Source organism: Synechococcus sp. PCC 7335 (genome assembly GCF_000155595.1).
Classification (GTDB): domain Bacteria; phylum Cyanobacteriota; class Cyanobacteriia; order Phormidesmidales; family Phormidesmidaceae; genus Phormidesmis.
The window spans coordinates 3,772,465-3,784,486 of sequence record NZ_DS989904.1 but is presented as its reverse complement, the minus strand read 5'-3'; the positions used below and the strand labels follow the sequence as shown (position 1 = coordinate 3,784,486).

The following is a 12,022-nucleotide window of genomic DNA, read 5'->3' as shown; positions in this document are numbered from 1 at the left end:
GCTAAAGGCACGATGGATGAAGTGATAAATAATGAAGTAGGGCTGCGCTGCTATGCATCGGCTTGATATCATCAATTTGCTTTGTGCTAATTTTCGTCCATAGTTTGTCTTTTAGCTTTCGATTTTCATCGCTCACCTTTCACCGTTTACCCTTTGGCTTCTGTTCTTCTTAAAAACATCACCAAGATCTTTCCACCAGAGGCTGCTACTAAGGCTGAAGCTCGCCCAAGAGATATTGATCGTCCTGTTCTAGAAAATATCAACTTAACGATTGCCGACGGTGAGTTCATGGTTCTAGTGGGACCCTCTGGCTGTGGAAAGAGTACGCTACTGCGGCTGATCTCAGGGCTTGAAACACTGACAGGCGGCGAGATTTGGGTAGGCGATCGCAACGTCGATGCGCTTCCCCCCAAGCAACGAGACATTGCCATGGTGTTTCAAAGCTACGCGCTCTATCCGCATCTCAGCGTTTACGACAATCTCGCCTTCGGGCTAAGACGGGCTCGGCCTACGACGACAGCTCAGCGCCCTAGCCTACTTTCTAGTGCCCTAGTTAGCCTCACTCGCAGACTTCCTAGCGCTCTACGCTATCAGTCCGCTGCCGAACAACAGATCTCAAAGAGAGTACACAGCGTCGCTAAAATGCTACAGATTGAAGCGTTACTCACTCGTCTCCCCAAACAGCTTTCTGGTGGACAAAAGCAAAGAGTTGCCCTGGGTAGAGCCATGGCCCGCGACCCACAAGTCTTTTTGATGGATGAGCCACTATCCAATCTAGATGCCAAGCTTCGCACAGAAACTAGAGCGCAGATTGTCAGTCTGCAAAAAGAGCTGGGAACGACCACTATCTACGTGACGCACGATCAAACTGAAGCAATGACAATGGGCGATCGCATTGCTGTGATGAACGCAGGCAAAATCCAGCAGGTCGATCCGCCACTAGCACTCTATCGTCAGCCAGCCAATCGTTTCGTTGCTGCCTTTATTGGTTCGCCGCCGATGAACTTTTTGCCAGTGACTGTCAAAGCGGGGCAGCTCGTTCACCCTAGTTTCACAGTCGCTGTCCCTGACGACTGGCCGCTACACACCTACAACAATCAGCAAATCACACTAGGCATTCGCCCGGAGCATATCGCAGTTGGTCAAACTCCCGGCGCGTTTCCAGCAACCGTCATACAGTTCGAAGCCTTGGGCAGTGAAACCTTCGCGGTAGTAACGCTAGCGCAGAGTGCAGGTAGTCGTAATGTGGACAGAGCCGCTAGTCAATCGCTGCAGGTAAGAATATCTGCCGATCTGCCAATTGAGCAGGGCAGCGTGCTACAGCTTAGCTTTCCGACTGAAAAAATTCATCTATTTGATGATGAGTCAGGTAGAGCTATCTTTTCAGAAACGAGGTCAGCATAAGAAGGCTCTATTTGCTTTTCAGTAAACAAGTATTAAACACTATTATGTAACCAACCTTCAAGCTGTCGGTGGAGATAATGCTTTGAAGTTCTCTCTATAGAGCGTCGTCAGAATTATGGATGTATACAGTCAAGGTCTGACTCTATCGGTGGAGAACAGGTTGCAGACTCTTTGGGCTAAAATCCGCCAAGGCAGATTTGAACTTTTGGAGTCAATGAAGTTCTCGAAGGAACGAGAGTACTAGTCACGCTGCTACCTGATGATGAAACTGAGTCTTAGCTGTATGAAGGTCAAATGTTGTTAGATGTTGTGTGAAACAACACTGAGGATATCTGTATGCCCAGCTACTCTAAGCATGATATTGTGCTGGTTCGCTAGCCATTTTCGGATCTGTTGAATTCCAAAGTAAGACCTGCGGTTATGGTGAGTTCTCCCCATCTTTACAAAGATATTCTGGTTACACCTTACCTATGAATCGTTATAACTTTCATCACTTGTCTTGCAAAAGGTCGTTATGAGACAGTAGTACACTGCGCAGTTACGAACTTATCTTGATAATGAGATAATGAGCAGTTGTTGCTGAGCATGCTCTATGGTTTGACTTTGAAGAACAGTCAGCCGCGATTGTGATTTGAATAGCTATAGTGTTTATGCAAACTCTTTGTCCAGGGGACTCTGTACACCATGTCCACCTTTGTTCAAGACATGAGTGTAAATCATCGTTGTTTTCACATCCTTGTGTCCAAGTAGTTCTTGTACCGTACGGATATCGTAGCCATCTTCGAGCAAGTGAGTTGCAAAGCTGTGCCGCAATGTATGACAGCCTCCGTTTTTAGTGATTTCAGCTTTCTGTATTGCTTTCTTTACAGCGCGTTGGACAGATTGCTCATACAAATGGTGCCTGCGAACGACTTTGGATCTTGGATCGAGTGACCGCTTCCCGGAAGGAAACACAAATTGCCATTTCCACTCCTTGTGCGCACTAGGATATTTTCGTGCCAACGCATAGGGCAGCTCTACAGTGCCGTATCCCACTGCCAAATCTTGTTCATGCAGATGCTTGGCTTTCTTGAGCTGGTGCTGAAGTGGCTGTATTACAGATTCTGGCAGCAGCGTATGGCGATCTTTTTTGCCCTTGCCATCTCGCACCGTAATGTGGCGGTACTCAAAGTCAATGTCCTTTACCCGCAATCGTAAGCCCTCCATCAGTCGCATGCCCGTACCGTATAGAAGACTAACAACCAGGTGATTGATTCCATCTAGATTGGCTAGGATTCGCATCACCTCAGAGCGAGTAAAGACAACTGGCAGACGCTGAGGCCGCTTCGCTCGTTCGATGTTGTCTATGTATGGCAGCTCTATCCCTAAAACCTGGCGATAGAGAAACAGTAAAGCGCTGAGAGCGACGGTTTGGGTCGAGGCTGCAACATGGCGGACGGTCGCTAAATGCGATAGATATGCTCTGATCTCAGAGGCTCCCATCTTCTTTGGATGCTGCTTGTTATGAAAAAGAATGTAGTCGCGGATGTAGTAGACGTACGACTTTTCCGTTGACAAGCTAAAGTGCTTCAGCCTGATTGCCTCCCTAACCTAGTCGAGTAGGCGCGGTGGTTGCTGGCATGGCATACTTTTTAGTGTGGTAATAAGCAAATATCTGGGCACTTGCACAGCAAACTTGCTGTATAAGCACCGCATACTCTACTTAAACCTTCAGATGTGATAAATAACACCCTACTTCTGTGATAAATAACACCCTACTTCTACGGACTTATCCAGCAGAATTGACAGATAACTTCTGTGGACAGGGTAGTTATCTGTCAACCTTGACATTTAAGATCCTAGATAAGGAGGTTATACAGCAAATCTGACACTGAATATATAGTTATGCGGCTTGAGGCTACCTGTCGGGGACACATGTTGGAATTTGTTGGCGAGGTGAACTTGCTGGAATTTGGTAATTTTTTATGCAGTTGCTTAGCCAAAAGTTTATAATAGTACAAGTAAACTATGAGGCTGGGGAATTCCTCATAGCTTCTGCTGCAAGAACTGTATAAACTGGGTATGTAAGCCTATGAGTCTTTCCAGGGCTTTGTAATTAAGGGGGTGAGCTTAGTGATGTCCTGCTTTGACATAGCAGACTATTTTATTTGGCTAGCGAACGAAACTGGCTCCTTCATTAGTAACTTAAAGCTTCAAAAGCTTGTTTACTATGCTCAGGCTTGGCATATCGCACTCTATGACGATCCTCTCTTTGCAGAAGATTTTCAGGCTTGGGTGCATGGACCGGTCATCCCATCTTTATATCAAAAGTATAAGACCTTTGGATGGCAACCAATTCTGGAAGACGCTGATCCTAAGCTTCCTGAAGATGTTTTTCAATTCCTTGACGAAGTTGCGGAAGAGTACTTTGCTTGTGATGCCTATGAGCTAGAGCAAATGACTCATGCTGAAGCTCCCTGGGACTGGGCTAGAGGAGATTTACCCTCAGATGCGTCTTCCAATGAAGTCATCAAGAAAGAGTGGATGAAGGAGTACTACGGGGCACGTGTCGAAGAAGATTAAGAAGACTAAAATCCCGAAGAATAGTACATCTGGGATTGAATCAACAAAGCTGAAGCCGCAAGGCATCAGCTTTTCGTTTAAGTATTATCAAGACGGACACGATAAGTTTTATTGTAATGACAGAATAACTATATACTGGCTAACGCTAATTGATCGCCTAAAGGCTTTATCAGGTTTGTCTAATCGAGAACTATTAGTGAATCGTAGCAGTTCTCTTCGATGCCATCCAATCAAATGGGAAGATACAAGCGAAAATGGGTTTGGATTACCGAACGAGGAACAGTTGGTAGACACTCCTTACCAGTTTTCCCTCTCTTCAAACGAGCACGGTAGAGTTCATGGATTTCTTATTGATGAAGTCTTTTATATTGTTTGGTTAGATCCCGAACATTTACTTTATCCAGCAAAAGGTTAGTAGAGATCGCCGCATAACAACCCCAATGCACCCGACCGTTGATAGGTTATCTGTTCGAATTCAAGATTATCTGCGGCGGGTGATTGGGAACGTTAGCCGAGTTAAGTTCTTCGATTCTGAAATGACAAAATGACAGAGAAGCATAGTCCTGCTATTCAAGCCAACACTATTGGGCAGCGGATCTTAATTACTGGCAATAGCTGCTCTGGTAAGAGCACTTTAGGTAGTCAGCTGGCTGCTTCATTGAATGTGTCTTTTGTTGAATTAGATGCATTAAATTGGGAGCCGAATTGGGTTAGCTTAAACGACACTAATCCCGACAAGTTTATTCGACGCATACAAAAAGCTACAGTGGGTGATAGTTGGGTAGTCGCAGGTTCTTATACCAAGTTTTCTCAACAAGTCTTTTGGCCTCGACTTGAAACAATCGTATGGCTTGACCTACCTCTTTATCAGTTAGTTTGGCGTGTGCTCAAGCGCTCATGGCATCGCTGGCGAACAAATGAATTGCTGTGGGGAACTAACTATGAAAAGTTCTGGCCGCAGTTGATGGTTTGGCGTAAAGAAGATTCCTTGTTGTGGTGGATTCTCACTCAATACCAGCCCAAACGCCAAAGAATGCTTGCATACCACTTAGATCCACGATGGGACCATATCCGGTTTATTCGCCTGTGCTCAAGCGCTGAAATCAAAGAGTTTGCCCACTTGGTAGCGCAAACCGTACCCATGAAATCAGTAGAAACCATCGTCTAACAAAAGCATTCAGCGAAAATCAAGAAGCCCCGTTACTCTCGCTACTGATTTTTGCTTTCGCTGATACAGGGCGTTAGCTTTCATATACGGTTTAGGGAGTAGTTCGAGGATCTGTACTTCCCAGTAAAGTCTACGAGTTTGAGCGCTATTATTGAGGTGCAAGGCTTCGTAAGTAGGTGCTGCAACTGCGAAAGGTCAGGTTGAACATGAGCAAGACATATTTAACGGATTTTAGTTCGTGGATTAACCAAACAGCTCAACTGTTACGTGAGCGTCGTTGGCATGAAATCGATGTACCAAATTTGATTGAAGAGGTTGAAGATTTGGGAAAAAGTGAACGGCGAGGGATTGCTAGCCAGCTAACTCGTCTTTTACTGCATCTGCTCAAGTGGCAATATCAACCTCAGCGCCGCTCAGATAGTTGGCTTGACTCTATCACTGATGCGCGTACTCAGATCGAATTGACGATTGAAGATAGTCCTAGCCTAAGGAGCTATACGGTAGAGCAACTTGAAGGGAGTTATCAACGTGCCCGTCGTCAAGCTGCCAAGCAAACGGGAATGGAAATTTCGACATTTCCAGAAGTGTGCCCATACTCTCTAGAAGTCGTCTTGGCAGAAAACTGGCTACCAGAGAGCTAACAATTCAAATGCAGCGGATGGATGAAATCTACTGATGCCGTTTCGGGATTGTCTGCCGCCGCTGATTTGAGCCGTTAGCCTGCAATTCTAGGCACTCTTTCGATTAGGAGCATTGATTCGTTCCTATTGAGACTAAAACTTTGAGCTTGTCTATGGAGGATGGAGTATGAGCGGTTGGTAATCTGCTGGTAACAAACTAGAAGCGAAGGTCACAAAGCGTGGACAACTCATGATCTGTGGAGCTGGTAAATATCCATCGAATGATGACTATCCTCACTTCATTGTGAGCTTCGATAGTCAATGCAATATCGTCGATTATCATTCATCCGATTCTCGTCATGGAAGTCGATTTGGATAGAATGAAGTTGTAGCGACTGCTCTGGCATTTCTACGTGGAAAGGGAATGCTGTAGTAAATGATGATGTAGATATAGGCAGGGGCTTTGCCCCCTTCCCTTTAGGTTTCAGGTGGGCAAACTTCATTCATACTAGAGGAAAAGCAACTACTGAGATACACTCTATGCCATCCTTACTTGAAAGAATTACTATTAACCCCAAGCAATGCGGTGGTCGCCCCTGTATTCGAGGGATGAGGATCCGAGTGTCAGATGTGTTGGATCTGTTCGCAGCAGGTCTTAGTGCAGGAGAGATTTTAGAGGAAATGCCCGATCTTGAAGCAGATGATTTGAAGGCGTCACTTTCGTATGCTTCGCGGAAACTTAACCATCCAGTTTTAGTGGCATGACTATTTGGGTGGATGCACACCTGTCTCCAGCAATAGCGACTTGGATCACCGGCACGTTTGGGTTTAAAGCAATAGCCTTGCGCGATCTTGAGCTAAGAGATGCTGAAGACCCTGAAATCTTTGAGGCTGCAAAAGACCAAAAAGCTATTGTGATGACAAAAGACAGCGACTTTGTGGATCTGGTCGAGCGGTTGGGTTCGCCGCCACAAATTATTTGGTTGACTTGTGGCAATACCTCCAATGCGAAGTTACGCGAAATTCTGAGCGAGACGTTACCTAAAGCTTTGAAAATTTTAGCTACTGGCGAGACATTAGTAGAAATCAGTGGAGACTAGCCATGCAGGCTAACAACCCTGGTGCAGCGGATCGACCCAAGCCTCTTGTGGCGTTGCAAAAATCTTGGCAACCGTTGACCAGGAACGTTAAGTAGGAACGTGTCTTACAATCTCTTAGGCTTTTCGAGAAATCGATTCTGAGACATATTTTGAGACATACTTTCAACAGAGTATCGAAGGGCATGAATTTTGAGAGTGTGTGGAAAGCGTTCGCTAATGATGTCCAGACTATTCTGAAATCAGAATATGAGAGCCATCGTTGTCTTTGTACACGTCTATACGGGTCTGGAAGGCCTCGCGAAAGTGCGGCATGTGGGTGATGGTAAGAATGCAGGCAAAGTCAGGTGCGATCGCCTCTATCGCGGCAATTAGTCGCTCACATCCGGCTTTATCTTGAGTGCCAAAACCTTCATCGACAATCAACATCTGTAGGGCTGTGCCAGACCGCAGGGCCAGTAGTCTAGCGATCGCTAAACGAATCGCAAAGTTTACCCTAAACGCCTCACCGCCTGAGTAAGTTTCATAGGGCCGGGTGCCTTTGGCATCAGCAATTAAAATGTCTAGCGTGTCGATCAGTTTTTTCTTGTCCCGCCCGGTCCGCTGCGTCACAAACCGCACATGTAGCTGGTAGTGGCTCAACCTACCCAGAATCTGATTGGTTGTAGCTTCTAACTGGGGTAGTAGATTCTCGATCATCAGCGCTTGAATACCATTGCGGCCAAAGGCATCCGCTAGCGATTTATAGACCAGATACCGGTGCTGAAAATCAGCTAGTTTCTTCTGTTGTGCTTGATGCTGTTCTTGGACAACGTCTAGCTGAGAAAGCTTTTGATCAAGCCGACCTAGCGTAGAAAGTTGCTGATCGCGGCTTTCTCGGTAGCTATCTAGCCATGCCTGTAGTGCCTCAATATCTCCTGTGACATCTCGTAGCTCAAAGACCTGCTGAGTACAAGTAGTCACTTTTTCTATAACCGCCTTCAGCTTTGTGGTTTGGGTAGCGTAGTCTGTGCTTAGCAGGTTAACTTTGCGCGCAGCTTCGATATGTTGCATCTGTGCCTGCTGCAATCGCTGATATTTACTTTCCCACTGTCTAGCTTGCTTCAGTTCATCTCTAATCTGGTTGTGTTTGCTCAGACTATAGCGAGTGGCTGCTAGCTGCTGGTCTAATTCTTTTAGCTCCTTTGCAGTAGGGTGATGGTCCGCTGCTTCTATAGCAGCGTGGACTGATTGAGCTTCTACCTCTAGCTGCGATCGCTGGGCTTGAATCTGTATCAACCGACGCTCGGCTTGCTTGAGCTCACTATGCTTGAGTTCACTCCAGCGAAGTCTTTCGACTTGTGATCGCACTAAAGCATGATCGCGATCATCGTAGCTAATCTCCGCTAGCTGCTTTTCGATCCGTTGAAGCTCACCCTGCAGTTCTTCAGCGTAGTCGTTTTCCTGTAGGCACCGCTCTAGCTGAGCCCGCTCTGCGCCCATCTCTTGTAGCTGCCCTTGCCAAGTATCTACAGAAGCAAGCTTTTCCTTTAGCTGTCCTTTTTCTTCTAGAAAAGAAGAGTAGCTCGCTAATTCTGCTTCCAAAGCACGATATTCCTGACGCAGCACTTGAATTTCGCTCTCTGAAACCGCTAGCTGTTCACGAATAGCCCAGATTTGGTTCTGGACGTCCTCTCTTTGTTCTCGGACGCGATCGCCTAGCTTTTGCCAGTTTGCGCCTTCCAAGGCCTGGGCACACAGTGGACAGTGGGACTCGTCTGGATCTTCTAGTAACGCTAGGGTCTGATCGAGTTTGCCAAGTTCTACCTCACAGTTTCGCTGGCTCTCGCGTAGCCTTTCCATAAAACTGCGCCGCTCTACTCCCTTCTCTCGTACCGCCTCCTGATATTTCTTTCTTTGTTCTAGATACGCTAGTCGATGAGAAATTTCCGTCGCGCTTTCTGCCAGCTGGGGCGCTTGCACCTGCTGAGTCAAGATTTGTTCCCGGCGACTTCCTAACTCTTCTATGCGAGTAGCCAAACGAGTTCTAGCCTGAGCAATTTGACCTTGAAGTTGTTGGAAGCGCTGTCGCAGCGGCGCGCTTTTAGCCTGTGTTATATCAAACTGTCTGAGCTGCGCTTTAGCTACTTTGAGTGCTTCTAAGCGACGCGATATTTCTGCTTTTTGCTCTAACGATTGTTGGAGCGAATTTTCTTGCTGCGTCAGTTCGCTGAACTGAGTCTCTATCTGAGCTAGGCGGAGTTGACGCGTTTGCACCCTCTGAGTGTGCTGCTGCTGATAGCGTAGTCGCTTAGATTGAATACGCTGATAGCGTTGAAACTGCTTTGACTGTTCTTCCTCTAGCCTACGTAGTTCCTCAAGCTGCTCATATTGCTGCTGAATGGTGGGCGCATTCTTCAGTATCTGCTCAATGCTAGATAGCTGAGTCTGCGCTTGTTCGAGGGCGTTGCCTACCGTACTTAGAACATCCTGTTGATGGCGTTGTTCTTGGTCTAGTAGCGCTAGCTGCTGCTGAAGGTGAAGCCGCTTTTCTTGATGCTTTCTCAGCTGATTAAGCGCTTTTATTTTGAGACTTTGTGCTGCCTTTCCTGCGTCGATCTGAGCTTGTAGCTGACGATAGTCTTGCTCGATCGCAGCACGGGTCTCTAGCTGGCTCGAGAGCTGATCTACCAAAAGTGCTATCGGCTGAATTTGGGCCTTATAGTCTTTGGCCTGGGCTTTAGCCTGTTCAGAAAGCTGATCGTAACGGCCTAGCCCTAATAAATCAGCTAGTACCTGCTTTCTCTCAGCAGGGCGCTTCAGCATAAATTCGTCAGCGCGACCCTGACGTAGATAGGCAGCGTTGACAAAGGTTTCGTAGTCTATCTTTAGCTGCTGAGAAATGTATTGTTGAGTAGCACGGACGCCTTTTTGAGTCAGGCTTCGAAAGCCTGCTGCCGTTTCTATCTGAAACTCTAAGGTGCTATTTTGACAACGGCGGCGAGTCCGAATAATTCGATAGCTTTGTCCGCCTTGCTCGAAGCAAAAGCTGACCTGAGCTTCTAGACTACCCTGACGGACAATATCGTCCTCGGCGCTAACGCGGCTCTGTCCCCAGATACACCAGGCGATCGCCTCTAACAGCGATGATTTTCCCGCTCCGTTTGGCCCACACACACAAGCCACATGCAGTCCGGCAAAATCTAGCACTACCTCCTGGTAGCTCAAGAAATTTTGGAGCTTTAGCTGTTTTGGAACCATGCGGTGCGATCGCACATAATCAGGTTCCTATCATACCAATACAAACGATCTGGCGTACGCCTGCACTTGTTTGATCGTGTATTTAAATAAGTGCGATCGCAATCGATCCGGCTAACTTATAGGCCGGATCGCGATCTACTTAAGAAAGTCGGCTAGCCCGCTGGCTACTCTGGCCATGGATGCTCACCATGAACGGTACACAATACGTCAGTAGGGCGGCAAACCAGCGGCTAGGGCTCATTTCATCTTGCACTAAAGCCTGACCGTGATTGATGGTAAAGAGAACTGTCCCTACAATTAACGCAACCCGCATGGCGACGGTACGACACCGCTGCTGAGCCAGCGTCAATTGCATACGTTTGACAGTTCTTTTTGGCCTCACCATGTCTTCTAGGAAATCAAATGTGTGTTTTTATTAAAAAAGGCAGAGCCTAAGACTCTACCTTTAAAAATTGTAACAAATGATAATCGCTTCTGGGATTGACTAAAGCCGTGTGACAAAAAGCTCTATCTATCCCTATTCATCATCCTCTTCATCGTCTTTGGAAGGATACTCAAAGCTGTTAGATTGATCGGTCAGTACAGACTTACCTAGAGAGAGCGCTCGCTGCGCTTGGATAGCTGCTTTGCGGTTCCAGGTAGCTCTACGACTGTCCCGCTTGGATTTGGAAGTTTTCTTCTTTGGAACCGCCATAAGCGTAATAATTTGTGGAATTGAACAACTTTGCTAGTGTAGTACACTATTGCACTTAAGTTCAAAGAGGCAGTTCAAAGAGGCCAAATGAGGCTAAGAGGCCAAATCGAGCAAACCACATTGAGAGAGACCTAACTAAGGATCAAGTTTAGAAGTGCTCAAAGCCTTGATGAGAAAGGGGGGTGCGCTTCTCTTGACCATATGATGCAGAACATAGGTAGACGGTGCCGGTATCTGTTGTAGTACCAATGGCGATGCCAAGAGAGGTCTGGGTGAATACCTTGGCTAGAGACGGTGGCAAGCATAGCACGAGCTCAAAGTCTTCTCCTCCATAGAGAGCCCAGTCTAAGGCAGTTTTAGCGCCGACGATAGCAGTCAGCCCAGCTGCAAGCGGGATTTGTGATTGCCCAATATTCATCCCAATTCCGCTGCTGCTACTCAGCTGCAATAGCGCATTGGCCAAGCCATCACTGCTGTCCATCCCCGCAACTACTGGATAAGTATCAGAGGTAGCTAGCATTTGATCTTTAATAATTTGGTGAAGAGTAGCGATCGCATCAAATCGAGGCACTGGCTCCTGGTGCGCCTTGATCCAGGTGGCTACGAACGCGGCTATCTCTCCGTTAGGTGCTATTGGTTCATCTAAGGTCAGCTCACCTAGCAAAACCGCTAGTCCAGCCCGAGAGGCTCCATGGGCACCTGTAACTACGACTGTCATTCCTGGTATTGCCGTATTTCGACAAATCACCTGTGATGGCTGGACTTCTCCTAACGCTGTAACCGATACTGTCTGGCAGCTTGCGCGACAAAGATCGCCGCCCACAATCTCACCACCATACGTGCTTAAGCAGTCCGACATGCCCTGGTAAAGTGCTTCCACCCAGCTCAGCGGTGTATCACTAGGCAAACCTAGTCCAACCGTCACTGCTAGTGGCTCTGCGCCCATAGCGGCTAAATCAGATAGGTTAGCCGCTACCGCTCGCCACCCAACTGAATAAGGCGGGGTTGTGCGATCGCTAAAGTGAACGGCCTCGACTAACATATCAGTCGTAGTCACTAGCTTGTGGTTTGGCCGAATGTTTAAAGTCGCAGCATCGTCACCGATGGCCCCAGTTGCACAATATGGCTTTAGCCGTTCGATGAGAGCTAGCTCACCAATATCTGCGACCGTAGGGGCAAGTGCTTCAGCTTGAGATTCGATGTCAGAAGAATCGCAACTTTGGTCTGTAGCTGCCAA

The 12,022-nt window shown here is 47.1% G+C and carries 11 protein-coding genes; 6 read left to right on the top strand and 5 right to left on the bottom strand.

The genetic code is table 11. The features are described 5' to 3' along the window. Nucleotides 1-153 precede the first annotated feature (153 nt). Complete coding sequence (locus S7335_RS15990; RefSeq protein ID WP_006455228.1) at nt 154-1,404, top strand: ABC transporter ATP-binding protein; 1,251 nt, start codon at nt 154-156, stop codon at nt 1,402-1,404. Nucleotides 1,405-2,052: 648 nt separating this feature from the next. Here the strand turns inward: S7335_RS15990 and S7335_RS15985 are convergent. Next, entirely contained in the window at nt 2,053-2,982 is a 930-nt protein-coding gene (locus S7335_RS15985; RefSeq protein WP_255346479.1) for an integron integrase, read from the bottom strand. 537 nt (nt 2,983-3,519) lie between these two features. On the opposite strand from S7335_RS15985, the gene S7335_RS15980 reads away from it, so the two are divergent. The 5 genes from S7335_RS15980 to S7335_RS15955 all read left to right on the top strand — a co-directional run bounded on the left by S7335_RS15980 (nt 3,520) and on the right by S7335_RS15955 (nt 6,854). Beyond that, a complete protein-coding gene (locus S7335_RS15980) occupies nt 3,520-3,966 on the top strand; it encodes a Panacea domain-containing protein (RefSeq protein WP_006456519.1) in 447 nt (148 codons plus the stop codon). 544 nt (nt 3,967-4,510) lie between these two features. Further along, a complete protein-coding gene (locus tag S7335_RS15970; RefSeq protein WP_006455839.1) occupies nt 4,511-5,134 on the top strand; it encodes a hypothetical protein in 624 nt (207 codons plus the stop codon). 206 nt (nt 5,135-5,340) lie between these two features. Continuing rightward, nucleotides 5,341-5,775 (top strand): DUF29 domain-containing protein, encoded by a 435-nt coding sequence (locus tag S7335_RS15965; protein WP_038016367.1) that lies wholly within the window; start codon nt 5,341-5,343, stop codon nt 5,773-5,775. Between the two features lie 519 nt (nt 5,776-6,294). After that, entirely contained in the window at nt 6,295-6,519 is a 225-nt protein-coding gene (locus S7335_RS15960; RefSeq protein ID WP_038016364.1) for a DUF433 domain-containing protein, read from the top strand. Beyond that, nucleotides 6,516-6,854, top strand: coding sequence for a DUF5615 family PIN-like protein (locus S7335_RS15955; protein ID WP_038016363.1), 339 nt, complete (start codon nt 6,516-6,518; stop codon nt 6,852-6,854). The genes S7335_RS15960 and S7335_RS15955 overlap by 4 nt, the downstream gene beginning before the upstream one ends. A gap of 228 nt (nt 6,855-7,082) precedes the next feature. Here S7335_RS15955 and S7335_RS15950 read toward each other — a convergent pair whose 3' ends face one another. The 4 genes from S7335_RS15950 to thiL all read right to left on the bottom strand — a co-directional run bounded on the left by S7335_RS15950 (nt 7,083) and on the right by thiL (nt 12,022). Next, nucleotides 7,083-10,091 (bottom strand): AAA family ATPase, encoded by a 3,009-nt coding sequence (locus S7335_RS15950; protein WP_038016362.1) that lies wholly within the window; start codon nt 10,089-10,091, stop codon nt 7,083-7,085. Nucleotides 10,092-10,230: 139 nt separating this feature from the next. Next, nucleotides 10,231-10,446, bottom strand: a complete 216-nt coding sequence (gene nrtS, locus S7335_RS15945) for a nitrate/nitrite transporter NrtS (RefSeq protein ID WP_006456750.1) — start codon at nt 10,444-10,446, stop codon at nt 10,231-10,233. A gap of 162 nt (nt 10,447-10,608) precedes the next feature. Continuing rightward, complete coding sequence (rpmF, locus tag S7335_RS15940) at nt 10,609-10,785, bottom strand: 50S ribosomal protein L32 (protein WP_006453940.1); 177 nt, start codon at nt 10,783-10,785, stop codon at nt 10,609-10,611. Between the two features lie 148 nt (nt 10,786-10,933). Beyond that, nucleotides 10,934-12,022 (bottom strand): thiamine-phosphate kinase, encoded by a 1,089-nt coding sequence (gene thiL, locus S7335_RS15935; RefSeq protein WP_006455068.1) that lies wholly within the window; start codon nt 12,020-12,022, stop codon nt 10,934-10,936.

Excerpts from the sequence above, each read along its gene's own strand:
- S7335_RS15980 (WP_006456519.1), top strand. The coding sequence starts at position 3,520 with ATGTCCTGCTTTGACATAGCAGACTATTTTATTTGGCTAGCGAACGAA.
- S7335_RS15970 (WP_006455839.1), top strand. The coding sequence starts at position 4,511 with ATGACAGAGAAGCATAGTCCTGCTATTCAAGCCAACACTATTGGGCAG.
- S7335_RS15965 (WP_038016367.1), top strand. The coding sequence starts at position 5,341 with ATGAGCAAGACATATTTAACGGATTTTAGTTCGTGGATTAACCAAACA.
- S7335_RS15960 (WP_038016364.1), top strand. The coding sequence starts at position 6,295 with ATGCCATCCTTACTTGAAAGAATTACTATTAACCCCAAGCAATGCGGT.
- S7335_RS15955 (WP_038016363.1), top strand. The coding sequence starts at position 6,516 with ATGACTATTTGGGTGGATGCACACCTGTCTCCAGCAATAGCGACTTGG.
- S7335_RS15950 (WP_038016362.1), bottom strand. The coding sequence starts at position 10,091 with ATGGTTCCAAAACAGCTAAAGCTCCAAAATTTCTTGAGCTACCAGGAG.
- nrtS (WP_006456750.1), bottom strand. The coding sequence starts at position 10,446 with ATGCAATTGACGCTGGCTCAGCAGCGGTGTCGTACCGTCGCCATGCGG.
- rpmF (WP_006453940.1), bottom strand. The coding sequence starts at position 10,785 with ATGGCGGTTCCAAAGAAGAAAACTTCCAAATCCAAGCGGGACAGTCGT.